Genomic DNA, 25,674 nt, shown 5'->3' with positions numbered 1-25,674 from the left:
CGTAGCACTGTAGCCAGCGCTTACGCTTCGTTCACCCACGGATCACGCGCACTGCCTCCCCATGGATCGTTGGCTGAGTTGATGAGCTCAGCCTCCCAATTCTCCGCTTGGTCAACAGCGACACTGAGCACGTTGAACACCGTGTCATAGTCTTTGAATACGCCCAGATCCATGACTTCCACGGCGACGTCGTCAGAGAGATCGTCGTCGTTCTCAGATGCATCGAGGTCGGTGTCGTCTAGGTCGTCGGTGTCGTCTAGGTCGTCGGAGTCGTCGGTGTCATCAGGTTCATCCGTGTCATCTGCGTCGTCGGGGTCAATATAGGTCACAAACGCTACGCTGACGGACGGGGACGACGAATCCACCGTCGTCACCACTTCCAGGGACGACGACTCCCCCACATCCGCGGATAACAGCGTCGGATCCTCGTCATCTTGTTCAAAGTCCAAATCCGCAATACGCGCATCTGAGCCGTCGAGAAGATCTCGGATAATCGTCACGGCTTGGTCCGTCGCAACATGGAAATTGACCGTATCGACGGCATCCTCGACGGTAAATATTGCCGTGACCAGCATGGCATCGTCATCGGATGCATCGTCGCCCGGCGCGGTATTAGCGACGGCCACGTACACATTGGCTGCCGGAATGTCGGAATTGATCTCTTCACAACGGAGATCCACGTCCGGTGAGATGGGGACATACAGGGCCTCGCCCGATATACGGGATTCGATCCCTTCCCGGTCGAGAGCCGCCGCGATCAATTCTAGGAAATTCATGTCCCTCCACTACCTTTCCAACGCCGGCCGAACCGCGATAGGCGTTGCCACGAGTGTACGCCGAACCCGAGCCTTTCTACAGGGCATAAGGATAGGGTGAGCTAAAAGTTAGATGGCTGCGGGAGCTGGGTTTCGCGTGGCGGGTTTCAGCGGGAGCGGATGATTCCGCACAGGGTCCAGCATCTATAACTCAAGAAGGTTTCGCCGAGATTCTTTGTCCCGACGCGGACAGTTCGTGCACATATCCGCCATTGGCGAGCGATACATCATGCAGCACGACGACCTCACGACGACGACACGCTCCTCCCCCATCGCATCGGTGATCCACTGGGAACGGAACGGAGGGACCCGCACGCCCCACGTCGCCGCTTCGTCGCGAAACGCGTCCTCACACGTTGCCGCGCACTCCTCCCCTTCCTCCGGAGCGAAATCGTCGTTGCCCGCTTCCGTAGCAGCGCTTCCTAGAGCGTCGACGGCGATGGCCCGAAGCGGGGCCGGAGAGACCGAGGTCACCTCAGAGAGGGATTCGATGACGGGGCGGATGGTGTCGGCAAAAACCGCGCCGAATTGATCACGAGTTGTGGTTGCCCCGGGGTGGAAGCTCCACCACATGCCTTCTCTGTGCTGGAGGATCCCGTCGTCGATGTTCGGGCTAGGGCACACTGATTCCTGCACCGTGAGCCACAGCGAAGGGGCAACAAGGGTGTTGCAGAAACTGTAGAGCCACAGGTGGGCCGCGTCTTTTTCGGACTCTAGCTGGAATTGATGTTTAGCAGCGGCAACATTGCGGGTCATGACGCTGGGGTCTACGAGGTCGGAAAGGGTCCACCTCGCTCCAGCACTCTCCTGCTCAGGAGTCTGGTCAAAGCCCTGCTCAGACGTCGGACCGGTGGGGTGACGATTTTCATTACTCGACAGGGCGCCCTCATCTGGTCTACTATGAACACCGTTGGGTGATACGCCACCTATTTCAGGTGCGAATCGCGGCTGGCGGGATATGAGCCGAGCGAAAGCCCGGTCTAGTGAATCAGTTCCCATTCCACACACCGCCTCCCACTGTGAGAACACTCCGAAACACGCTGGATAACGCTATCAACTGTTTCTGTGAGGCATCTTCCACAGTACCAATACACATTTGCTCCCACAGCAGTATTCATTTTCCATTCAGAAGTCCGGCGCCATGGACCGCGCCTGAGTGGTACACAGGTGTCCGTTAGGGCCTCTGATAGCGGAAAATCCAAAATTTATATATTTAGATGTAACGCTTACATATGAATTTCACTAAATATTAAGTGGGTGCACCACAGTATCCCCTCGGACGCTGCCGAGAACCCAACACGATGTAACACGCGTCGTTTGCTCACAGACCACAACGCGAGCCAGACCACGACCGACTCGCGCCCCGAGCAAACGACACTAAGGAGAAGAATTACATGACTACGACACCACGCCGTAAGACAATCGGCATCCGATCCACCCGCCAGAGGGCAGCCGTCGAAGATACCCTCGCTGACCTTCCTCGGTTCGCCTCTGCCGGCGACATTCACCGTCGCATCGTCGATAAAGGCGAGAGCGTCGGGCTCACAACTGTGTATAGGACCCTTCAGGCACTTGCCGACGCCGGAGAAGTCGACGTTCTCAATAGCCTCGGCGGCGAGGCGCTGTACCGCAAGTGCAACTCGTCGACGCACCATCACCACTTGGTATGCACCAACTGCGGAGCCGCAGTAGAAATCGACGGAGGTCCCGTCGAAGAGTGGTCGCAACAGTCTGCCGACGAGCACGGCTACGTTCTCACAGGCCACACCGCCGAGGTGTTTGGCCTGTGCCCGCGCTGCCACGGTAAGAAGTCGTAAAACACGATGACTTGTTGTGCATGAGTGCACCCAGTGACAGCGGATATTAGCCGGCCGGAGATGAGTTCTCTGGCCGGCTTTATCATTGTGTGCTGCGTTGGCGCTGCATTGGTGCGGCGCTGGTGGGGCGCTTGGGGGTTTACGACAAAGGTGTGTCCATGTACCGGAAAACTGAGGGTGAATATGGGCGAAAATTGCCCATATACCCCCGCACTTTTATTTGAGGACGCATATACCCGCGCACTTTTCGGGCTCCAGGTGTAGCATTCCCGGCAGCTTTCCATGTACCGGCTCCTTGTTCCGCGCGTCGGTGCTTCGCACCCCAGGGTTCTGTCCGCACCGCCTTCTGCCGTATTACCTGGTGCTTGCGTGGAGAAATCCCCGAAAGGCCAACCAGGTTGCCGCCGGTTTAGCCCGAGAAAATACGCCCCAGCACGAAGGTCACACTGGCCGCGCCAGCACCGATCGCAAGCTGGAATAAAGCACGCTTGACCACAGAGGTCCCAGAGAGCAAACCGACGGTTCCTCCCGTGCACAAAAGCGCAATCCCCACCAGCGTGCAGGCCACCACCACTGCGGCAAGTCCCGTCATACCCAGCAAGAACGGCAAGACCGGAATAATCGCACCGGACGCAAAGAACAGGAAACTTGATATCGCCGCCCCCAAGGCAGTCCCCACAACGTCATGCGACTCCGCATACACCGGGTTAGCCATACGGCGTGCGGTATCACGCGCTCCCGGCTGCTCCTGCGCGGACATCGCGCGCGTGACTTCATCAAAGACCTCGACAGCTTTACGTTGGGCCTTCTCCGCGTCGTATCCCCTCGCCCGATAAACCAAAGCCAACTCATTAGCGTTCATGTCCAGCTTGGGGACGATATGCTTCGCTTCCGGGTTAGGCTCTGACGCCGCAAGCAGTTTCCGCTGGGAGGACACCGATACGTACTCTCCCGCCCCCATAGACAAGGCGCCGGCTAACAAACCGGACAGGCCGGTCACCAGGACCGTGTGATGCGAAATCCCGGAGCCGATCACACCGAGCACCAACGCTAAATTCGATACCAGACCGTCGTTGGCGCCGAATACCGCTGCGCGGAAACTCCCCGACATGTTTTCTCGCCCGCGAGCTGCCAGTCCACGAACGACCTCGGCGTGGATCGCTTCGTCGGCAATCATTTGCTCGGTAGCGTCGGTGTCTTTCAAATACGGGGAGCGGGTCTCTGCAGACTGCATAAGTGCCAAGACCCACACGGAGCCCATGTTTTTCGCCATCCAGCCGAGGAAACGCGTCCCCCAGCTGGGCGAACGCGGCATCCCCACCCGGTCACCGAGGCGCTCCAGCCAGTACTCCTCGTGACGGTGCTCGGCTTCGGCGATCTCTAAAAGAATGGTGCGCTCTTCCCCCGTTTTCTTCCGGGCGAGTTCGCGATACACAGCCGCCTCAGCGCGTTCATTCGCTAAATAGCGCTGCCACCGGTTGATTTGCCTGCGGGTAGGGGTAGGGACATCAGTGGTCTTCTTCGAATTCATCGATCACTCCTCGGTACACACCATCAACCCCACAACCATGCAGCCAGGCCCTGGCCGCTACGCCACTCCGTCGCCACTATTTAACCCCACCGAAACGACGGTCACGGTGAGCGTATTCATTTATAGCGGCCCAAATATGGTTCTTCGTAAAATCGGGGAAAAGAACATCTTGAAAAACATACTCCGCATAGGCGGATTGCCACAAGAGGAAATTCGATGTTCTTTTTTCTCCCGAGGGACGAAGAAATAAATCTACATCCGGCATTTCCGGATCATATAAGAATGATGAAATATTTTTTTCAGTGATACCCGAAGGAGAAATTTCACCACTCTGAACTTTTTCGGCCACTAATTTCATAGCGTCCGCAATTTCCGCACGACCGCCATAATTAATGCACATGTTGAGTGTCATTCGGGTGTTATTCACGGTCTGAGCCTCAGCCTTCTCCAGCTCACGAATAACGACCCGCCACAAACGGGGACGACGGCCGATCCAGCGAATGCGTACTCCCTTCGCATCCAGCTCATCGCGATGATCATGCAACACCCGACGGCTAAATCCCATGATGAAGCGAACCTCTTCAGGGCTGCGTCGCCAATTCTCGGTCGAAAACGCGTAGGCCGACAGAGTGTTCACACCAGCTTCGAGACACCCATCGACGGCGTCCATCAGCACGGCCTCACCGCGCTTGTGCCCCTCTGTGCGGGGAAGACCACGCTCCCGAGCCCAACGGCCATTCCCATCCATCACCAGAGCAATATGGCGAGGAATCAAATCAGCTGGAAGATCAGGCGAAGCAGAGGGAAGTTGAACAGATGACGAAGAATTCACACGGAATATTCTGCCAGACCGGTGTTGGTGTTCACGACCACCTGCCAACCTGGTCCGACGAGCAACCGGGCGCGGGCGCGTAATCACGCGAAGCCGACAGCCTAGCCTTCCATGAGTTCGACGGTCCGCAGCTTCATGCCGAGATGCCACTGCACATGCTCAACGACCAAGTCGTGGCACCCATCAGCGATGCGACGAAAATCTGGGGAATCGCCCGACGACATCCACGCATCGCGAACAGCCGCGTCGCGATCATGAGCAAGCCACCACGCCAAACGCAGGGACTCCTCGGGAACTGTCAAGGTTCCGGGCGGGCGGCACGCACCGCACACTGCCCCACCGATCGACGCAGAAAACGCATGATGCGGGCCTGGTTGGCCACACCCGGCACAGGAAAACAGTTGCGGTTCCCACCCTTCCGCGGCCAGGGCACGCAGAACAAACTTGTCGACGCGCAACGTCGGCAAGCCCTCGCCACGCACGCTGGACTGCTCCCCCTGTGCAGCTGAGCCCACCGGCCAAGAGTGCGCGATATCGCGGATGGCTGCTGCAGCGTCGTCACATAACGTGGCCTCCTCGCCCACAGTCAGCTTCTCGGCAACATCAAGCACCGCGCACGCAGCCGTGTACTTAGCGTAGGAATCAACAATCAACTGGTTGTAGGAGCGGACCGTTTCCGCCGACGTCAGCGTCGCCAGTGATCCCCGGCCAACATAAAGCTGCACATCGACGACGACGAAGGGCGCGAGGCGACCACCAAACCGACTTTTGTTCTTCCGTACGCCTTTCGCGACAGCCCTGACGACGCCATGCTCACGAGTAAGCAAAACCACGATGCGGTCGGCTTCGCTGAAATCGTAATGGCGAACTACTAAGGCGCGGTCGCGATAATTCCGACGCATAAAAGAATTAAAAGCCCAATCTTCCTAAGGACTTAGGATCGGACTGCCAATTATCAAGCACTTTGATCCTCAGATCAACAAACACGTTCTGCCCCATGAGTTCGATGAGCGACTTACGCGACTGAGAAACAATCCGACCCATCCGTCGATTATTTTTACCCAACAGAATTTTCTTTTGCCCGGGGCGTTCAAAATAAATGATGGCATGAACATCAAGAACGTTGGGGCGGTCGGGATTGGGTAAAATCTCGTCGACTTCCACGGCCACCGAGTGAGGCAACTCGTCACGCAGCCCTGATAGTGCGGCCTCACGGATTAATTCGGAGATGCGTGTGTCACGGTCTTCATCCGTCACATGCTCATCTGGATAAAACTTTGGCCCCTCGGGAAGATAGCTCGTCAATACTTCAAGAAGGGTGGAAAGCTGAAAATTATCCTTCGCCGAGCATGGGACAACATCGGCACCGTCGAGAAGATCATGGAGTGCGAGCAGCTGGGCACCGATTTCATCTTTTGATGCAATATCAGTTTTGGTGACAATGCCGATCAAGGGCATTTTCGGGGCAACTTTCCGGACGTTTTCCACGATCCACCGGTCCCCCGGCCCCAATTTCTCATTCGCGGGAACGCACACCCCGATGACATCGACGTCAGCGTACGTATCTTTAACCACTTCATTTAAACGCTCGCCCAAGAGCGTTCGTGGGCGGTGCAACCCAGGGGTATCGACGACAATGATCTGTGCATTGTCCTCATGAATCACACCGCGGATGGGATGCCGAGTGGTCTCTGGCTGGTCTGCAGTAATCGCAATTTTCTCGCCCACCAAGGCATTGGTTAACGTCGATTTCCCCGTATTCGGGCGTCCAACGAAGCTAACAAAACCTGACCGAAAACCGTCGGGTTGATCGCCCAGGGAACTGCCTTGTGGTGCGTCCATCGCGTTTATTCTCCTTCTAGTGTGTGGGGCAATTTGTTATTTATTGGGCAACGATATTTGGCGTGATTGAAATGTGCCCGCCATGCTCATCCCTAGTCATCATTCAGAATCGTGATCACCCGTGCCGCTGTGGACGATCCCGGTTTTCGAATCATCACCATTGACAGGTTCACTGGACGTGGCCGACCGGCTCACAACGACGCTGGTAATCCGAATGCGGCCTCGACGATCGTGCCCTCCCTCAGCGCGGAAAGTCAGCCCCGCCGTCGTGACCTGAGCACCCGGTAGTGGAACACGGCCTAGCTCAAACGCCAACAAACCTGCAACAGTCTCGACGTCCTCTAGCTGCTCCTCGGAGAATTCGATATCAATTCCCCGCTTCTCGTCGTAGAGTTCAACCAATTCGTCCAGAGAGAAGCGTGCCACTAGTCGGAACGATCCATCGTCGAGTTCCTCGACGGGGGCAACTTCGTCCTCGTCATATTCATCGCTAATCTCTCCCACGATTTCTTCCAAAATATCTTCAATGGAAATCAAACCAGCAATGGCGCCGAATTCGTCGACAAGAAGAGCGATATGGTCGTGGGATGTTTGCATGTCGCCCAAAAGCTCATCTAAGGGCAGAGAATCGGGAACAAATTCCGCCGGGCGCATGACTTCTTTGACCGGCGTCGAATTTTTACTGGGATCGTCATAGGACAAAGCCACGAGATCCTTTAAATAAACAACGCCCTCAATATCATCGACATTTTCGCCGACGACGGGAATGCGGGAGTGGCCTGAGCGGACACACAAACGGGTTGCCTGGCGCGCGCTCTTTTCCGACTCGATCCATAACATATCTGTTCGTGGAACCATCACTTGCCGAGCACGCGTATTAGCTAAGTCGAAAATAGCCTGAATCATTCGTCGTTCTTCGACCTGAACAACACCGCGTTCCGAGGCTATGTCCACCATTTCACGAAGCTCAACCTCATTAGTAAAGGGCCCTTGTTCGAATTTCTTTCCGGGCGTAAAAACATTTCCCAACCAAATGAGCAACGATGCCAGCGGGCTAAATAACTTCACAATCGGCCGTAAGAAAAACGCCGCTCGCAACCCAACCGTATAGGGGTTTTGGCGCCCCACAGTTCGTCCGACCACACCCAAGAACACATAAGAAAGGAGCGTAAGCAGGACAATCGCAACGACAACAGCAGCCTCGTGAATTAACCGAATAGCGAGGACCGTAATAATGACCGATGCTCCCGCCTCGCACGCCGTTCGAACAAGAATAAGGGGGTTAATAAAACGAGCCCGATTATCCAATATCGCCAATAACGTGCGGGTGCTCCGTGTCTCATCCATGTCTTCAACGCGGGCGTGTGAAATTGAGATCAATGCGGTCTCTACTGCTGTAAAAATCGCGGCAATAGCCAAAAGAACCACGACAATAACGCAGTCAATAAGGCCTTCAGTCAGAAAATTCACGGGTATGTAACGTCTTTCTATGACTTATCGCGATCAGTCGGCTCCGCGATCATCCCACCAACTGTCGACTTAATCATGTCCTGATCCAATGCCTCCCGATCCGCCGCGGTGGGAAACGCGCCAGGGCCCGTCGGCTTCGGCCCATAGGAAACACCGCGTTCTTCCAGGTCTGTGTACCAGTCAGCGAGAATATCGTTCTGGAGGGCGAACATCCGGCGCTCCTCCTCGGGGGCCACATGGTCATAGCCCAACAGATGCAAAATGCCGTGCACAGTCAGTAGAGACAACTCGTGGCCCAAACCGTGGCCGGCCCGATGGGCCTGACGCTCAGCGAAAGCAGGACACAACACAATGTCACCTAACATCGCCGGACCAGGGGCATCCGCATCTGGTCTGCCAGAGCCGGGTGTGAGCTCATCCATAGGGAAACTCATGACGTCCGTCGGGCCTTCCAAATCCAGCCACCGGACGTGGAGGTCCTCTATCGTCGGCTCATCAACAATAGAGATGGTCATATCTGCGGCCGGGTGAATATCCATCCGCATAAGAGCGAATTGCGCAACGTCGATAAGCGCTTCTTCGTTGACTCCGTCGTACCCGGATTCATTAAAGACTTCGATACTCACTCTGAGTCCTTCCACACATACCGCTGATGCTGAGGCCGCTCACCCTGCGTGTGGCCAGCATCCTGGTGGCTACCATGCTGCTTGCCTCGTCGCGACGTTCCCGAACGAGGGCTATCACCGTCGTCACCCTCAAAGGCTGCGTATGCGTCGACAATGGCGGACACCAGATGATGCCGAACAACATCCTCGGATTGCATACGAATAACGCTGATGTCTTTGACCCCATCCAGCACGTTGACGGCGCGCGCCAATCCCGATTCTTGGTGGGGCAGATCGACCTGGGTGAGGTCACCGGTCACAACCATTGTTGTACCAAAACCGAGACGCGTCAGAAACATCTTCATCTGCGCGGGCGTCGTGTTTTGGGCTTCATCCAAAATGACGAAAGCGTCGTTGAGGGTCCGCCCACGCATATAGGCCAACGGGGCGACCTCGATAATCCCGGATTCCATCAGCTTAGGAATGGTTTCGGGTTCGACCATATCGCGGAGGGCATCATGCAGCGGGCGCAAATACGGATCGATCTTTTCGTGCAACGTCCCAGGTAAAAACCCTAAATTCTCGCCAGCCTCGACAGCCGGCCGCGTCAGAATAATTCGATGAACCTCACGATGTTGCAGCGCCTGCACAGCCTTAGCCATGGCCAAATAGGTTTTACCCGACCCCGCCGGACCTATCCCGAAAACAATCGTGTTGCTATCGATCGCATCAACATAATCCCGCTGACCAGGCGTCTTGGGGTGAACACCCCGCCCGCGCCGCGTCACAATCGCAGCACTCTCCGACGGCAACGTTGCCGCCTCACCCCGAACCAATGTCACAGTTCTGGATACAGCATCAGCGGAAATGGGATGCCCCCGACGGGCCATCGACTGCAGCTCGAGGAAAATCCGACGTACCGCATGACAATCCGCGGGTCTGCCGGACACCGTGACCCGGGCGCCGCGAACATGGACATCGGCGTCCACTGACCGCTCCACGATGCGGAGGTTCTGATCCGCCGGGCCAAGGACCTGCGGTGCGTAATCGTCGTCAAGATCAAAGCTTAACGACGATATAGCCGACGACACGACGCTCTCGTGATCGTCACCGGCTAGCGCCCGCGGAGCGCCGGACCGTGGGGATTGACGTCGGGATGCCGAATTCGACGTACTCAGTGGAAACCTCCCTGGTTGGTGTGCTCACTCAGTGTAGCGTGCAGTGTGGTTCTCGTCGCCCCGACGCTCATATGCACGCCCATCACGCCTCGGACCAACGCCCAGCCAGCACATTCACCGCGCCCAGAGCGACGCTCGCGGCTGTGGCGGTTCGCAATACTTCGGGGCCAAGAACAACGGAAGTAGCGCCTGCACGAACAAAAGCATCATGCTCATCAGGAGCGATGCCGCCTTCAGGCCCCACAATGAGCATGATCTGCAACGCCTGACGTAGTTTGTCGCACAGCGCAGTCACGCGAACCGATTCCGATTCCTCCAGCACAAGAGCGAGACCGCCCGATTGCGTGACCTGTTCAATGGCATTGACGACGTCATCCGTCGTTGATAAAGCGGCGACCCGTGGAAAGCGCGTGCGCCGGGACTGTTTCGACGACGCCACAGCGGTATCGACCCACTTGGTGCCCGCCTTCTTCTCTTTGCCCTTCCACCGAGCAATCGAGCGGGACGCCGACCACGGAACAATTGCATCGGCACCCGCCTGGCACGCTAAATCAACCGCGAGTTCGGACCGATCAGACTTGGGAAGGGCTTGGACAACGGTGATGAGCGGGATGGGCATCGGCGTGTGGCCGGCCTCGAGAACTGTGGCCCTCAGCTGCGACTTTGACGGGGTGGACTCCACTGTGCACCGGAGCCAATCGCCCTCACCATTAACCAAGACGAGCGAATCCCCCGCCACCAGACGCTTCACAGTGACGGCATGACGGCCTTCCGATCCGGTAAGAAGAACGACATCTCCCACGCCGTACCGTGTCAGTGGCTTCTGCCGGTGAGCATCAGTGTCACCGCCGAGCTCACCATCGAGTTGACCGCCACGCTGCCCGGCGCCGTCATCACGCGGATCAACAACGTCGGCTAATGAGGGAAAGACTCCACCGGGATATCCAGCGAAGCCATACACAAAGACGGGATCACTCATGTGAACACTTAACGCCCAACAAATCGGCTACGCAGCCGGGAGAAGAAACCGCCACCTGATTCCCTGTCATTCACGATGGCATCGTCCTTGCGGTGGTTCTTCACCTGCTTCAACAGCTTCTCTGTCTTGGAATCCAGCTTGGTCGGCACGGCGACACTGACGTGAGCCACCACATTGCCCTTACGGTCGGACCGAATCCGCGGCATACCACGGCCCTCGACGGTGATGGTTTCATCCGGCTGCGTTCCCGGAGCAATGTCGAGGGGGAATTCCTCCCCGACCGGGTCCTTCACGGAAATAGAGGTGCCAAGCGCTGCGTCGACCATTGGGACCGACACGCTCAAGTGAAGGTCATCGCCCTCGCGGACAAAAACGCTATCCGGCGCCACGCGAACCTCAACATAAAGATCGCCGGCTGGTCCGCCACCGGGGCCCACTTCGCCCTGGCCCGAGAGGCGAACACGCATACCGTCGTCAATACCTGCTGGAATATCGACGGTGATGGGGCGACGCTTCTTCACACGGCCATCGCCATCACACTTCGGGCACGGATCTTTAATGATCTCACCGGTGCCGCCACATCGACTGCACTCCCGGACAGTTTGCACATTCCCTAAGAAGCTGCGCTGTGTTTCGACGACTTCACCCCGGCCTTGGCACGTCGGGCAGGTCACTGGCGACTGGCCAGACTGGGAGCCTTTGCCCTGGCAGGCGTCGCACAAGATGGCCGTATCGACGGTGACCTCTTTGCGAACACCGGTGTAGCACTCGGCGAGATCGAGCTTCATGCGGACGAGGGCGTCGTTACCGGGGCGCACGCGCGGTTTCGGCCCACGCATTCCTGCTCCCGCACCACCGAAGAACTGCTCGAAAATATCTCCCAGGCCGCCACCGCCGAAGCCACCTGAGAATCCACCTGCGCCACCATAATTGGGCTGTGCCTCGGGGTCACCGCCGGCATCAACGATGCTGCGCTTCTGCGGATCGGTCAGCACCTCTTGGGCGATTTTGAGTTCGTTGAATTTGTCAGCGGCTTCAGCGGAATCATTGACATCGGGGTGATACTTCCGCGCCTTGCGTCGGAAAGCTTTCTTAATGTCCGCGTCAGAAGCATTTCTATCGACGCCTAATATTCCGTAATAATCTCGAGCCACAGCTCACGTACTCCTTGTTTACCTACGTCAGTGTTCAGGGGTTAGCTTTATTCACAATTTAATAATGGTTAAAAGCGGGGAATCTCGCGATAATAATACGTTCTTCCACTCGTGCTCAGTTTTAGCACTCTTGTACTTTGAGTGCTAGTTTTCCTACGGCCTCTGCCGCGAGGTTCGCGGCTCGCTCCGATCACTCCCCGCTGATCACTCCCCGCGGAGAACGTCACCAACATACTTAGCGACGACGGCAACGTGCGACATCGTACCTGGATAATCCATAAATGTTGGCCCAACGACACCTAAACCACCCAGTCGCTCAGCCGCCCCGCCATATCCAGCAGACACGATGGACGCGCCCCGGAGCTCTTCGGTTTCGTTCTCCTCACCGATGGACACGTGCACGGACTCCAAATCCCGAGCAGCAGCCAGCAGTTTCAGCACCACCACTTGCTCCTCAAGGGCCTCCAGCACGGGCCGCAACGCGTTGGACCCCTCCTGAATACGGGTCAAATTCGACGCCCCGGCAAGAATCAGGCGGTCGGACGGGCGCTCAACAAGGGTTTCGACGATCACAGTGGCGCACGCAACAATGACGGACCGCAGCTCACGCGGCGCATGAGCCACCAATGATTCCATCGCGTCCGGAGCTTCCGCCAGGGTTTTGCCGCTCAACGCACGGTTCACCGCGTCGCGAACGCGCGGGACATCCTCAGTCGGAATTTCCGACGTGACCTCCACATTCCGCTGTTCCACACGTCCCGTGTCCGTAATTAACACCAGGAGAAGGCGGTGAGGCGTCAGCTGCACGATTTCGCAGTGCTTGACATGGCTGACGGTCAGCGTCGGCACCTGAACCACAGCAACTTGCCTGGTCAACTGGGCTAGCAACTGAACGCTGCGTCGTAAAACATCCTCCAAATCAACACCATCTTGGAGGAACGACAAAATGGCGCGATGCTCCGCCCTGGACAAGGGCTTAATGTCATGGATCGTGTCGACGAAGGCCCGGTAGCCCTTCTCCGTGGGAATGCGCCCGGAACTAGCGTGCTGCTGCGTGATGTAGCCTTCCGCTTCCAACACGCCCATGTCATTGCGGATCGTCGCTGATGACACGCCCAATTTATGCCGCTCAACCAACGACTTCGAGCCCACCGGTTCCCGCGACGTAATGTAATCGGTCACGATGGCCCGCAACACCTCAGCACGGCGTTCTTGAGTTCCGGCCATCAGTACCTCCTTATCGTGTCGCCGACCAACCGTGGCCCTCGTGACAGGCCGCTGGCTCGTAGAGCCTGCTAGTCATCTTCACTCACCAGGATATCGGTGATGATCCCATCCGCTAATAAACGCCCGCGGTTCGTGACCGCCACCCGATCGGGAGAAGGACGCCACAGCAACCCGTCATCGATGAACCGCTGCACGCACGATGTTGTTGATTCAGGCAGCTGGGATTCCTCGATCCCCTCGGCCAATCGCAAAGCCAACATAACGCGCTCCTCATGGCGTTCAGAGGGCGACAAGTCCTCGACGCCCTTCAAGGCAAGCGCGTCCTCGCTCCCGCTGATCATCGCAGAGTACCGGGCGGGGTGCTTGACATTAACAAACCTCTGGTTGCCGATGTGGCCGTGCGCCCCCGGGCCAGCACCCCACCAGTCCCCGTCGCGCCAATAGACCAAATTGTGTCGGCACTCGCCACCCGGACGCGACCAGTTGGAAACTTCGTACCAGGAGAAACCCTGCCCGCTTAGGGCGTCGTCGATAATGCCGTACCGACGGGCTAAGGTATCCTCATCGGTTTCGGTCAGCTCACCATGACGCACTTTGCGGAACATCGCTGTCCCCCGCTCGATGAGCAGCGAATAGGCCGAGACATGATCAACATCAGCACTAAGAACCGCATCGACCGAGCGCTTGACATCATCGTCCACTTCCCCGGGCGTGCCATAAATAAGGTCAAGGTTGACGTGCTCGAAACCCGCCCGGCGCGCCTCCTGAGCAGCAGCAACCGGCCTGCCGGGAGTGTGACGCCTGTCCAACACCCGAAGTACGTTCTCCGACGCCGACTGCATCCCCAAGCTCACCCGCGTAAAACCGGCCTCGCGCAGCCCCGAGAAGAACTCCGGCGAAGTGGACTCCGGGTTGGCCTCCGTCGTTACCTCTGCTCCCGGGCTCAAACCCATCGACGAGCGCACGGCGTTGAGTGCCCGCGTTAACCCCTCTGCCCCCACCAGGGATGGTGTTCCCCCGCCGACGAACACTGTATCGGCTGGTGGCAGATGGTAGCGCTCCGCGGCTCGGGAGAGTTCACGCTCGACGGCGTCGAGGTACTGGAGGACGGGCGAGGGGGCGTCGTCACGGACACCCAATTCCCGCGGCGTGTAAGTGTTGAAATCGCAGTAGCCGCAGCGTGTCACACAAAAAGGGACGTGGATATAAACCCCGAAAGAATCCTTCTTCTCAGGAGGCAAAATGGCCACCTTGGCGCCGCGACGCCACACTCGCCACGATACGGTCCACCCGCGCACGCTCCTCCAAGAACGGCGGCGGACAGGTTCCCCGCATCATCCGGGTAAAGGGCGGATACGGCCAGGCCACGGTGTTCTTCCACGCGTCAATGGCACTGACCACATGGTCGTAGGCTCGCACGAAAACGATCGACAAATTGGTTGACGACGCATCATCCACGACTAGGTTCGTCTGGTACTCCACCCAGCTGGCCACATCGGCGCACAGTCCCGACGCGGTCTCTGTGCGGCTCGTCAACGCGGTGCTCACCGTGTCCGCGTCCACCACTGTCGGAATGGGAAAGCGGTGAGTTAACGACTCCGCGGTGACCTTGAGCGGCTCATTCGGCAGACCCGTCATCGGGCGGCCAGAGCGTTCACGTGCCCCCGGTCCCGCCGAGAGCACCCCGCTTTTTAGTCCCGACGTCAGAGCGCGGCGGATTCCGTCGAGTTCGGGCACGACGCTGCGAATGTCCTCGCGGGCCTCGCGGATAATGACGTCACATTCTTCCAGGCAATCGTCGGCAAGATCGGCATCCCAATCAGCAAGGGCCTCGCCGATGTTGTCGATATAGGTGGCGACCTCGTCGCCAATATCGGAGACCTCCTGAGTGAGCTCGCGAAGCCTTTCCGTGGCGCTACACCGAGCGGGAGACTCTTCAAGCACAGGCGAACTCCTCACAGAATCGACCGAACCAGGCGATGGGAGCAGGAGAAATCATGTCGGAAATGGGTACTTCCGGACGACTGATCACTCTGCACAACCGGTATCAAATAGGGACGGGGATAACCATAAGGCAGCGGGAAGCCCATTGCACTGCGGCGCGCCGGAACTCACCTACTTCTGATACAGATTCGCAATGTCGCGCGAGAAATGTTGTGAAACCACATGCCGCTTAACCTTCAGCGTTGCGGTCAACTCGCCCTGCTCCTCAGTGAAATCACGGTCGAGAATATGGAATTTTTTCACTGCCTCCGCATGCGACACCGTACTATTGGCGTCGTTAATGGCATCTTGAATTTCTGCCCGCAATACCGGATTCGCGTGCAGTTCGCGGTTGCTCACATTGTCATTAACACCGTGGTCACGCTTCCACTTTTCCACAGCAACCTCATCGAGTGTGACGAGGCACCCAATGAATGGTTGGCCGTCTCCCACGAGCATCACTTGGCTAATCAATGGGTGCGTGCGCATACGATCTTCCAGAGGGCCAGGCGACACATTCTTGCCGCCCGCGGTCACCAGCAATTCCTTCTTTCGGCCTGTGATCTTGAGGTGCCCGGAATCGAGGATTTCTCCTAGGTCACCGGTGTGGAAGTAGCCATCGTCATCGAAGCATTTCTTAGTTGCTTCCTCGTTATTCCAGTAGCCATCGAAAATGATGGGGCCCTTTAGGCAGACTTCTCCGTCGTCGGAAATGCGGGCTGAGCAGCCACCGGACGGGCGACCCACGGTTCCGATGATGTTGTCATCGTAGTTGACGCAGAATGCGGCGGTGCATTCCGTCAGACCGTAACCTTCGTACACGGTGGTTCCGATGCCGCGGAAGAAGTGGAGGAGTTCAGGATTCATGGCCGAACCACCCGATATGCCGAATTGAACTGCTCCCCCCATCGCAGAACGAATCTTACGGTACATAAGACGGTCATAGAGAGCTCTCCGCCACTTCACGATCCCTGATGGACCGTCTCCGTCTAAGGCCTTCGAATACTGGATAGCTGTTGCCTCGGCACGAGCGAACAGGAGTATCCCCAACGGACCTCTACTCTTAGCTTGAGCCTGCACGCCATTGCGAATTTTTTCAAAAACTCGGGGAACTCCCAGGATCATATTCGGCTGCGCGCGCTGAAATTCGACGTTAATAGTAGAAAAATCAGACCAGTGAGATTGCTGTGCTCCCCCAATTGCCATCGCTAAAGAAATGGCCCGAGCAAAAACGTGTGCCAGCGGGAGAAAGGTGATATACCGCATGCCGGGCCGGGCAATAGTTCGGCCAATGTTGTGGGTGAGAACGGAACGAGCTTCGGCTAACCAGTTAGCGTGAGTGAGCCGACATCCCTTCGGACGGCCCGTCGTTCCCGAGGTATAAACCAAACTCGCTAAATCAGAAGATTTCGTTGAATGGATGCGCTCCCAAACGGCATCATCGGGAACATCACGGCCTTCGAAAGCAAGGGTATCTAAGGCTGAGGAATTAAATTCCAAAATGCGCCGGAGCTTGGTTGGAGAGCCTTTTAGGCGTGGTTTTCCATCACTATCCAATTCCAAAAACCGCATAAGTTCGGTGTGCTCACGAGTTTCCGTAATCGCGAAAACGGCTCCTGAATCCTCGATAATCCACTGAATCTGGCTTGCCGATGACGAACCATAAATCGGAACGGTCACCGCTCCTGCTGCCCAAATGGCGAAGTCCATGACCGTCCACTCGTATCGCGTTTCCGACAGCAATGCGACACGATCGCCATACTCGACGCCGTTGGCAATAAGCCCCTTCGCCACAGCCATGACCTCGGCAATGAACTCTTCCGACGTCACGCTGACCCACTCAAAATTCTTGGGGCGGGTGAATAACGCCAGCTTGGGGCGTCGTTTATTATTGTCCAGAACTGCGGTCAAACAGGTTTCATTCTCGCCCACTGAGTAGAGAGCCTTGGTCGAGCTTTCTTGCATTGTTCATTAACCTCCGAGTACCTGGATGTGTGACCTACGCTACTTTTGTGATTGGTGAATAATCTACGCTATTCCTCCCACTCAATGTGGGGGATCAAATAATTAATGCTATCCCCCACCACATCCGAGCCACCACCACCCCCACAAGCAGCACTCATTTTCCTGGCGCCGCCATTAACCCCCACCAGGTCCCCACGCGAGCCTGTTCAGACATCATCTTTCTGCAAGAATGGCCCCGTGACCTACTCAGAAAAACTCCGCTCCCTCAGCGCACACTGTGGCGTTGCAACGTCCTATACCGACTATCGCGGCTCCCACGTGGACGTCGCCGACGAAACACTCGAGGACACCCTGCACGCCCTTGGCCTGAGTTTTTCCCACGACGACGCCGGCATCGATGCAGCTAGCGAATACTTTTACACCAAAGAAACCACCCGCTCCCTTCCCCCCACTGTTATCGGAGTCGAAGGCGAAGATGTCACCTTCCCCGTTCACGTTATCGACGGCGAGCCCGTGGACGTCTGGGTAGTCACCGAAGACGGTCAGCGGCATGACTGCCGCCAGATTGAGGATCTCACCCCCGCGAGACACATCGATTATCCCGTTGACCACACTGGGGAGCCGCTGAAGGGCAATGAACCCGAGTCGGGCGCTGGCGGGGCAAGCGCGGCCCCTCACGCTCCCGGCGCGGCAACCTACGGGCAGGCGTCGTTTACCATCCCGAAAGACCTGCCACTGGGGTGGCACACCCTTTACGCATCGTCCCCCACACGCGGGCAGGCGGAAACGACGCTCATTATTACGCCCTCCCGCCTTTCTGCCACCGACGACCTCGTCGCTCACCCACAAGCGGGTTTGATGGCGCAGCTCTATTCGGTCCGCGATTCCGGAGCCTGGGGAATCGGCGATTTCTACACCCTGGGCACGCTGGCCCGCCATGCCGCCGCGCACGGGAGCGCGTTCATCCTTACTAACCCCCTTCATGCTGCGGAACCGGCCCCGCCGGTGGAGGATTCCCCGTATCTTCCCACCACGCGGCGCTATATCAACCCGATTTATATCCGTCCCGGCGCGATCCCCGAAGCCGCCCACCTTCCCGACGACGCCGCCGAGGCGCTGCAGGCACGGGGGCGTCGTCATTACCCGGAGAACACCTCGTCGGCCTATATCAACCGGGACCCTATTTATGTCGACAAGTTGCTGAGTTTGAAAGACATTTACGACGTCGAACGGTCGGCGACGCGGCAACACGCGCTCGATGCCTTTGTTGAGCATGAGGGCGACGGCCTCACCCATTTCGCGCAATGGTGCGCTGACCAGGCAGAACCGTGGTGGCGTGGGAAGCTCGGTCATGACAGTGACGACGATTCGTTCCCGCCACGCGACTATTGGGTCGGCTTTTACCAGTGGCTCCAGTGGATCGTCGATGAGCAGCTGGAAGCAGCCGACGTGACCGCCCGCGATAGCGGAATGAGCATAGGGCTGATGGCTGATCTTGCGGTAGGAGTCCACCCGGGTGGATCAGATGCGGAAGCACTGGCCCCCTACCTAGCGCCGGAGTGTTCAGTGGGCGCACCGCCCGATGGGTATAACCAAATGGGTCAGGACTGGTCCCAACCCCCGTGGCACCCGTGGAAGCTAGCGGAAGCAGGGTATCGCCCATGGCGTGACCTGCTGCGCACTGTCCTCCGCCACGCCGGAGGCATCCGGGTTGACCACATCTTGGGGCTCTTCCGCCTGTGGTGGATACACCGCCCTGCACCCGGCGAAGCAGCTGATCCCCGCGCCGGGACGTACGTGAACTACGACCACGCGGCGATGGTGGGCATTCTTGCCCTGGAGGCGGAACGCGCAGGTGCCGTCGTCGTCGGTGAAGATCTCGGCACATTCGAGCCGTGGGTTCAAGACTATTTGCAATCGCGCGGCATTATGGGAACGTCGATTCTCTGGTTTGAAAATGACGACGATGCGCCGCGTCACTCCGAGAATTATCGACGCTTGTGCTTGGCGTCGGTCACGACTCATGATTTGCCCCCGACCGCCGGATACTTAGACGGCGAGCACGTGACGCTGCGCCAAAAGCTGGGAATTTTGACGTCGGATCCGGAAGAAGAGGATGCGAACGACCTAGAGTGGCAGAACCGCGTTCTTGACACGGTGCGCGAACATGGTGATTTCGACGGAACTCCTGCCGACGTGTCCTACGACGGGCTGGCGCGCGACGAACGGCCAGATTCGGCGGCGATTATCGCCGGCCTTCACAAATTCCTGGCGGAGTCGCCCACTGCGCTGACCTGCACGAGTTTGGTGGACATTGTTCATGACCGGCGAGTACAGAACCAGCCGGGAACCACGGCGGATATCTATCCCAACTGGCGGGTTCCGTTGTGCGATGGTGAGGGGAATGCAGTGGTGCTGGAGGACCTATTTAGGTCCGATGAGTGGGCGCAATCTTACTTCCACTCGCGACGGTGACGCGCACTAGAGACGGTGACGCATACTCGCGGCGGTGACGCATACTCGCGGCGGTGACGCGCACTAGAAATGCGCCACGAGGTAGGCGACCACGATAACCGCGATGAGGAGAAAGAGGAAGTTTCTCACCTGGGAATTCTTCACGAGTCCTCCTTCCCATCATCGCCGTCCGCTGTCAGGTTGCGATCGTTAATTGCATTCTCGATCGGTATACCGACCTTATCAACAAGGTGAAGAACGGCCCACGCCCCACCCATCGACGCCACAACGACAATCGGTATGACAATGGGCGCTTGCCCCCACACAGATAAAGAGATTATCCACTGCTCTGCCGAATTCCATGCGTCCGCGATGGATTGAGACAGTGGTGACGGAGAGACCGGAGAAATCAGCGCGGCGTCGTGTACAGCCCTCGGAGCTGCACCAGATAAAGCTAAGACATCAGGGTGGATCACCATGGCACGATCCCCGCTCCTCCTCGATACAGTTGCTCAGTCATATTCTCAGTCAAAGTGCCCTCGACCAGACGGCTCCTATTATGCACGCCTTCGACGCGAGGCAAGGCCTCAAGCCTCTGCCATAAACGTGATTGAATAGTTCTATGACTTCGGAGCCGCCTACCGAACCGTCGAAGGATACGACGGCCCTCGACGACCACGCAGAAGATAGCCACGCAGAGGGCACCCACTCGCCTTCCACAGGTGATGATGCTCGGGATCGTCTCTACGCTTCCACGGCTGACCTCTACGATCGCGTGGCGGCACGCTTGTCTTCCCGGCTCATAGGCTCGTATTCAACGTCGTTTACCTTATCGACGCGTCTCCTTGGTCCACGAGTTCGGCAGGATATCCACAACCTCTACGGAATTGTCCGCGTGGCCGATGAGGTTGTCGACAGCGCAGCAGGCGGCCATGGTCTTCCCCTAGAACGTATTCGGGAAGTCCTCAACGACTATGAACAACGTGTTCGCGAAGGCTGTGCCACCGGGTTTTCGACAGATCCGATCATTCACGCGTTCATTGGCACAGCGCAGTCATGCGACATCAAAAATAGCCATCTAGCTGCATTTTTCGAATCGATGCGCGCCGATATTCCCTCATCTGTTCCCCCATCCGCTCCCGCGCCGTCCTCCGCCCACCAAGCACCCCAGTCCACGACGGTGTACGACGCCGAGACCCGCGACACCTACATATACGGTTCAGCGGAAGTCATTGGTCTCATGTGCCTGTCGATTTTCTTGCGCGACGAAACACCACCGCCCGCCGACCGTCGCACGATGGAAGAAGGTGCTCGTCACCTCGGGGCAGCGTTCCAAAAAATCAATTTTCTTCGGGATTATGCGGCGGACAAGGACGGCCTGAACCGCGATTACGTCGCGCACGGGAAGCCGCTCGATGACGAGACCAAAGATGCATTCCTGGCTGAGATCTACCGCGATTTATCTATCGCTCACCAGGAAATTCCGCTCTTACCTGTTAGTTCACGACTCGGCGTACGCGCTGCATATGCACTCTTTTTGAAGCTTGCTCATTCACTTGAGCACACACCGGCTCAGAAGGTGACGTCCTCCAGGATCCGGGTGGGGAATGCCACCAAACTTCTTGTGACGGCGCAGTCCGTCGTGGCCGGAGAAACTCGCCGCTTCCGCACACGCCGCCGTCGCGGTGCCAATTCTTGAGGCTCCCCCTGGTCTTCTCAACGCAACCTGCGTCGCCAAGGCCAGCGTCGGCAATAATGACTAGGCCTCCCAGATAGGTGAGGCCCAGATGAATGAGTTAGAACCGAACTGCCCAGTTCATCCCCCTGAATATGTCCCATGTCACCGATAACGACTATCCTTGCTGCCATGCCTGGCCACCAATTTTCCACCCTCTCGATAGAGGAACTGCGTGCCCGCGGAACAAGGAAGTGGACTCATTTCCCTCCCGACGTGCTGCCCGTCTGGATCGCGGAATCCGACTTCGATACCTGCCCGACCGTGATCGACGCTGTTAACGCGGGTGTTCGTCGGCAATATTTCGGTTATCCACCCGAACTCCCCGAGCTCGGGGAGGCTTTGAGTTCGTGGTGCCACGACGCATACGGGTGGGACGTTGACCCGACTGCCATCGTGGGCGTGCCCGATGTCGTTCGAGGTCTTCGGCTGGCCATCACGCACTTCACGGATCCGGGTAGCCCCATCGTCATCCCTACCCCTGCATATATGCCATTTTTCGCCCTGCTGGACGTATGCGACCGGCCCGGGGTTTTCGTCCCCATGATCCAGGACACCACGACCGGCCGATGGGTATTCGACCTCGACGGGCTGGAACGGGCATTCGCGAACGGTGCTGGCAGCATGATCCTGTGCAACCCACACAACCCGTTAGGCACCGCTTTTACTGCCGACGAACTTCGCGCGGTGACCGACCTTGCAGCCCGCTATGACGTGCGCGTTTTCTCCGACGAAATCCACGGGCCGCTGGTTTACGATCATCCGCATATCCCGACGGCGAGCGTGTCAGAAACCGCTGCCCGCGTAACGATCACCGCCACGGCTACCTCAAAGGGGTGGAACACGGCCGGCTTGAAATGCGCGCAACTGATCTTCACAAACCCCGCCGATAAATACGTGTGGGATACGCGCATTAACTTCCTGGATAAGGAGGGTGTATCGACGCTCGGCCAGCTGGCAGCGATCGGGGCGTACACGAATGGCCGGGAATGGCTCCGGGAGGAAATTGATTACCTCCGCGACAACAAGAACCTTCTTGTTGAGGCTCTCAACCGGATTCCGAATGTGCGAACTACTAACCCAGAAGCGACGTTTTTGTTGTGGGTGGACATGACCGATGTGGTCATTCCTGCTGTGCCGGATCAGGCGCAGGAGGGCGAGGACGACGACACCGCCGACGAAGGAATAACGTTCGGCGAAAGCATCCGGCGTGGTGGTCTCAACCCCGAACAATGGCTGGTCAAACACGCGAAGTTAGCACCTAATGACGGTGCCGCTTTCGCTGCACCTCCCGCCGAATCCGCACAGGGGAACAAGGCACAAGGGGATACGGACGACGAATCCCAACCGCTCCCCCACGGGTTCGGATGCATTCGGATCAATTTCGCAACCTCGCGCGACATCTGTGAAATGATTGCCACTACGTTGACCCAGCTCTTCAGCTCCACCGAGAATCCGAACGGCACACCACGTCACACCACACCGAACGGTGTCCCAGAGGCTCACTAACCACCAACGAATCACCCATGGTCGGACTTTTCACAGCACATACGTCGACAACCTCGACGTCGAAGCGTCGGAAATTGCAACACCTCGCCACAGTCACCGCAACAACCACGGTGGCGGCCCTCTCACTGTTCCTCGGCGGGTGCAGCGCAGGCCACACAGCGGTCCAAACTGGACGCGTCGCCTCCGACGACTCCGCTGTCATCGCGCTAACGGCAGCCCCCGCCACCCTTGACTTCACAAAATCCGGCGGCGCGGCGATACCCCAAGCGTTGATCGGGAATGTGTACGAAGGCCTGGTCCGAATATCGTCCCAAGGCGACATCGAACCCCAGTTGGCGACGTCGTGGGACCTCTCCCCGGACCGCACCACCTACACCTTTCACCTGCGGAAAGGGGTGCATTTTTCCAACGGCGACGAGTTCACCGCCGATACCGCAAAGTTCAGCATCGACCGGGTGAAGTCGGACGCGTGGACCAACGGGCTCAAATCGGGAATGAAGCCGGTGACGCGCACGCAGGCCGTCGATAAATACACGTTGGCTGTCACGCTCTCCGCGCCCAGTAATGGCTGGTTGTGGTCCATGGGCACGCTCATCGGGGCACAGATGACACCCCGTGGCGTCGACAACTTAGCCACTAAACCCGTCGGGACCGGGCCTTTTACCGTCGACGAGTACAAAGTCGGCCGATTCCTCACCTTGACGGCGAACAAGTCATATTGGGGCCAGCAACCGGCCACCCGCCATGTGGCGTTGCGTTATATGACGGATTCCACCGCGACAGCGAATGCGCTCCGATCGGGTGACGTCGACGCGATTGTCGGGATGGATGCCCCGGAGATGGTCTCGTCCTTCCGCGACAACACCCGGTATGCCGTCGATGTTGGCACGACCACCGGCAAGGTGCTGCTGACCATGAACAATAAGCGTGCGCCGTTTAACGACGTCCGCGTCAGGCGGGCGGTGATGTACGCAATCAACCGGCAAGCGGTGATCGATACTGCGTGGGGCGGGTTTGGTGAGGACACCGGTGGAGTGCCTGCCCCGCCGACGGATCCGTGGTCATACCATTCCACCGAGTACCCCTACGATCCTGATCGTGCTCGGCAGTTGCTTGACGAAGCCGGCGTCCACGATGTCGATATCACCTTCACTGTGCCAGCCCGCGCGTATGCAACCAATGCTGCAGAGCTCATTATTTCTGAGCTGGAGGACGTCGGAATTCACGCTCATATCGAATCGCAGGAATTTCCCGCTGTGTGGTTATCCCAAACTCTTACCCAACATGACTACGACATGTCCATCATTGAGCACGCTGAGGCCAGGGACATTCCCACATTGTTCGGAAACCCTGACTACTACCTCGGTTACGACGACGAGCAAACACGCACACTCTTGTCCGCTGCGGATTCCGCTCCCCCTGATGAGTACGCACCCCTCATGCGCAAAGCTGTTGATCGGATCATGAATCAAGCAGGTGCTAACACGATATTTATCTATCCCAACATCGTTGTGCGGGATAAAGACCTCACCGGTATCCCCACAACTATTGCTGGGCAGGGGCTCGAACTCGCTGGTATTACCCGCACCCATCACTCGACCGCACGGAGCGAATCATGACAGCTCATGTACGCATCGTAGGCAGGATCGCTTTGCGCTATATCGTGTCCCTGTGGGCAGCGTCGGTCATTATTTTCTTGATCATGCGGCTCATTCCAGGTGATCCCGCGGAGGTTTCCCTGGGTGAGACCGCGACGCCACAAGCTATTGAGTCGATGAAGCACACGCTGGGGACCGATCGACCGCTCATCACACAGTACTTTTCGTGGATTACGGGGATGTTGCATGGGCACTTCGGGGTCTCCTACTCCAGCGGAACGGACATCGGGCCAATACTGATGGACCGGGCCGCGGTCAGCCTCATTCTGGTTCTGACCAGCATGGTTCTTGCCATTGCACTCGCCGTCCCCCTGGGCACTTGGGCGGCCTTGCGTAACCACAAACCGGACGGCACTGCCCTGTCGGTGCTGGCACACGTGGGCATCGCCATCCCCAGTTTCCTCGCCGGCATCCTGTTGATCTCACTTTTTGCCATTCACTGGAGCATTCTTCCCGCTAATGGATGGGTTCCCCCGAACCAATCCTTCACCGGTTTTCTCCGACGCCTCATCCTTCCGTGTTGCGCATTGGCGTTCATTCAGGCAGCGATCCTGACGCGCTATGTTCGATCGGCCGTCTTGGAGGTTCTGCACCAGGAATACATCCGTACCGCCAGGTCAACGGGCTTATCGACGCTTCACGCCCTCGTTGCCCACGGTGCGAGGAATGCAGCTGTGCCCATCGTGGCGGTCATTGGCGTCAACATGGCCACGCTCGTCGTCGGAGCTGTGCTCATTGAGCAGGTTTTCGTCATCCCCGGATTGGGATCCTACGTCCTTGATGCGGTGAATAGCCGCGACATGATTACCGTCCAGAGCTGCGTCGTGATGCTGGTCACCATTACGCTCACCGTCACGCTGGCCGCCGACGCCGTAGCAACGCTGATTGACCCCAGAATGTCGAGGTCACGCCTTGTCTAA

22 protein-coding genes are annotated in these 25,674 nt (G+C 57.8%); 6 read left to right on the top strand and 16 right to left on the bottom strand.

The features are described 5' to 3' along the window. Positions 1-20: 20 nt before the first annotated feature. Entirely contained in the window at positions 21-776 is a 756-nt protein-coding gene (locus tag ACWORE_RS01570) for a hypothetical protein (protein WP_296136073.1), read from the bottom strand. A 183-nt stretch (positions 777-959) separates the two neighbouring features. Then, the gene (locus ACWORE_RS01565; RefSeq protein ID WP_455302237.1) at positions 960-1,814 is read right to left on the bottom strand and encodes a (2Fe-2S)-binding protein; all 855 of its coding nucleotides are present in this window, start codon (positions 1,812-1,814) and stop codon (positions 960-962) included. A 395-nt stretch (positions 1,815-2,209) separates the two neighbouring features. Here ACWORE_RS01565 and ACWORE_RS01560 point away from each other — a divergent pair, with 395 nt between their 5' ends. Beyond that, a complete protein-coding gene (locus tag ACWORE_RS01560) occupies positions 2,210-2,632 on the top strand; it encodes a Fur family transcriptional regulator (protein ID WP_296136076.1) in 423 nt (140 codons plus the stop codon). Positions 2,633-3,041: 409 nt separating this feature from the next. Here ACWORE_RS01560 and ACWORE_RS01555 read toward each other — a convergent pair whose 3' ends face one another. The 13 genes from ACWORE_RS01555 to ACWORE_RS01495 form a co-directional block, all read right to left on the bottom strand. Further along, on the bottom strand, positions 3,042-4,163 hold the full coding sequence (locus ACWORE_RS01555) for a VIT1/CCC1 transporter family protein (RefSeq protein WP_046202550.1): 1,122 nt from the start codon (positions 4,161-4,163) through the stop codon (positions 3,042-3,044). A gap of 76 nt (positions 4,164-4,239) precedes the next feature. Then, positions 4,240-4,995, bottom strand: coding sequence for an isoprenyl transferase (locus ACWORE_RS01550; protein ID WP_455302235.1), 756 nt, complete (start codon positions 4,993-4,995; stop codon positions 4,240-4,242). A 101-nt stretch (positions 4,996-5,096) separates the two neighbouring features. Next, positions 5,097-5,897, bottom strand: coding sequence for a DNA repair protein RecO (gene recO / locus ACWORE_RS01545; RefSeq protein ID WP_455302234.1), 801 nt, complete (start codon positions 5,895-5,897; stop codon positions 5,097-5,099). Between the two features lie 7 nt (positions 5,898-5,904). Next, positions 5,905-6,837 carry a GTPase Era gene (gene era, locus ACWORE_RS01540; RefSeq protein ID WP_455302233.1) on the bottom strand — a complete coding sequence of 311 codons (933 nt, stop codon included), beginning with the start codon at positions 6,835-6,837 and terminating at the stop codon, positions 5,905-5,907. Between the two features lie 99 nt (positions 6,838-6,936). Next, positions 6,937-8,307, bottom strand: a complete 1,371-nt coding sequence (locus ACWORE_RS01535) for a hemolysin family protein (RefSeq protein WP_455302232.1) — start codon at positions 8,305-8,307, stop codon at positions 6,937-6,939. A gap of 17 nt (positions 8,308-8,324) precedes the next feature. Beyond that, positions 8,325-8,933: an rRNA maturation RNase YbeY gene (ybeY, locus tag ACWORE_RS01530; protein ID WP_204087218.1), complete on the bottom strand. Its 609-nt coding sequence runs from the start codon at positions 8,931-8,933 to the stop codon at positions 8,325-8,327. Next, the gene (locus ACWORE_RS01525; RefSeq protein ID WP_455302230.1) at positions 8,930-10,003 is read right to left on the bottom strand and encodes a PhoH family protein; all 1,074 of its coding nucleotides are present in this window, start codon (positions 10,001-10,003) and stop codon (positions 8,930-8,932) included. Before ACWORE_RS01525 ends, ybeY begins: the two co-directional genes overlap by 4 nt. Positions 10,004-10,172: 169 nt before the next feature. After that, positions 10,173-11,069: a 16S rRNA (uracil(1498)-N(3))-methyltransferase gene (locus ACWORE_RS01520; protein WP_455302228.1), complete on the bottom strand. Its 897-nt coding sequence runs from the start codon at positions 11,067-11,069 to the stop codon at positions 10,173-10,175. Positions 11,070-11,077: 8 nt separating this feature from the next. Then, positions 11,078-12,223 carry a molecular chaperone DnaJ gene (dnaJ, locus tag ACWORE_RS01515; protein ID WP_455302226.1) on the bottom strand — a complete coding sequence of 382 codons (1,146 nt, stop codon included), beginning with the start codon at positions 12,221-12,223 and terminating at the stop codon, positions 11,078-11,080. Between the two features lie 204 nt (positions 12,224-12,427). Further along, complete coding sequence (gene hrcA, locus ACWORE_RS01510; RefSeq protein ID WP_455302582.1) at positions 12,428-13,453, bottom strand: heat-inducible transcriptional repressor HrcA; 1,026 nt, start codon at positions 13,451-13,453, stop codon at positions 12,428-12,430. 65 nt (positions 13,454-13,518) lie between these two features. Then, entirely contained in the window at positions 13,519-14,691 is a 1,173-nt protein-coding gene (gene hemW, locus ACWORE_RS01505) for a radical SAM family heme chaperone HemW (protein ID WP_455302580.1), read from the bottom strand. Further along, a complete protein-coding gene (locus ACWORE_RS01500) occupies positions 14,681-15,394 on the bottom strand; it encodes a hypothetical protein (protein WP_455302224.1) in 714 nt (237 codons plus the stop codon). Before ACWORE_RS01500 ends, hemW begins: the two co-directional genes overlap by 11 nt. Before the next feature lie 171 nt (positions 15,395-15,565). Further along, the gene (locus tag ACWORE_RS01495; RefSeq protein WP_455302222.1) at positions 15,566-17,398 is read right to left on the bottom strand and encodes an AMP-dependent synthetase/ligase; all 1,833 of its coding nucleotides are present in this window, start codon (positions 17,396-17,398) and stop codon (positions 15,566-15,568) included. Between the two features lie 237 nt (positions 17,399-17,635). Here ACWORE_RS01495 and malQ point away from each other — a divergent pair, with 237 nt between their 5' ends. Further along, positions 17,636-19,873 carry a 4-alpha-glucanotransferase gene (gene malQ / locus ACWORE_RS01490; RefSeq protein WP_455302220.1) on the top strand — a complete coding sequence of 746 codons (2,238 nt, stop codon included), beginning with the start codon at positions 17,636-17,638 and terminating at the stop codon, positions 19,871-19,873. A 140-nt stretch (positions 19,874-20,013) separates the two neighbouring features. Here malQ and ACWORE_RS01485 read toward each other — a convergent pair whose 3' ends face one another. Further along, positions 20,014-20,331 carry a hypothetical protein gene (locus ACWORE_RS01485; RefSeq protein WP_406604814.1) on the bottom strand — a complete coding sequence of 106 codons (318 nt, stop codon included), beginning with the start codon at positions 20,329-20,331 and terminating at the stop codon, positions 20,014-20,016. 143 nt (positions 20,332-20,474) lie between these two features. Between ACWORE_RS01485 and ACWORE_RS01480 the strand changes: the two genes are divergently transcribed. The 4 genes from ACWORE_RS01480 to ACWORE_RS01465 all read left to right on the top strand — a co-directional run bounded on the left by ACWORE_RS01480 (position 20,475) and on the right by ACWORE_RS01465 (position 25,674). Then, positions 20,475-21,551: a phytoene/squalene synthase family protein gene (locus ACWORE_RS01480; RefSeq protein WP_455302218.1), complete on the top strand. Its 1,077-nt coding sequence runs from the start codon at positions 20,475-20,477 to the stop codon at positions 21,549-21,551. 168 nt (positions 21,552-21,719) lie between these two features. Then, the gene (locus ACWORE_RS01475) at positions 21,720-23,096 is read left to right on the top strand and encodes a MalY/PatB family protein (protein ID WP_406604816.1); all 1,377 of its coding nucleotides are present in this window, start codon (positions 21,720-21,722) and stop codon (positions 23,094-23,096) included. Between the two features lie 17 nt (positions 23,097-23,113). Then, positions 23,114-24,715 carry an ABC transporter substrate-binding protein gene (locus ACWORE_RS01470; RefSeq protein WP_448234196.1) on the top strand — a complete coding sequence of 534 codons (1,602 nt, stop codon included), beginning with the start codon at positions 23,114-23,116 and terminating at the stop codon, positions 24,713-24,715. After that, positions 24,712-25,674, top strand: coding sequence for an ABC transporter permease (locus ACWORE_RS01465; RefSeq protein WP_455302215.1), 963 nt, complete (start codon positions 24,712-24,714; stop codon positions 25,672-25,674). The genes ACWORE_RS01470 and ACWORE_RS01465 overlap by 4 nt, the downstream gene beginning before the upstream one ends.

This window comes from Corynebacterium sp. c7Ub_26 (assembly GCF_053760365.1).
This window is presented reverse-complemented; position numbering and strand designations above follow the sequence as displayed.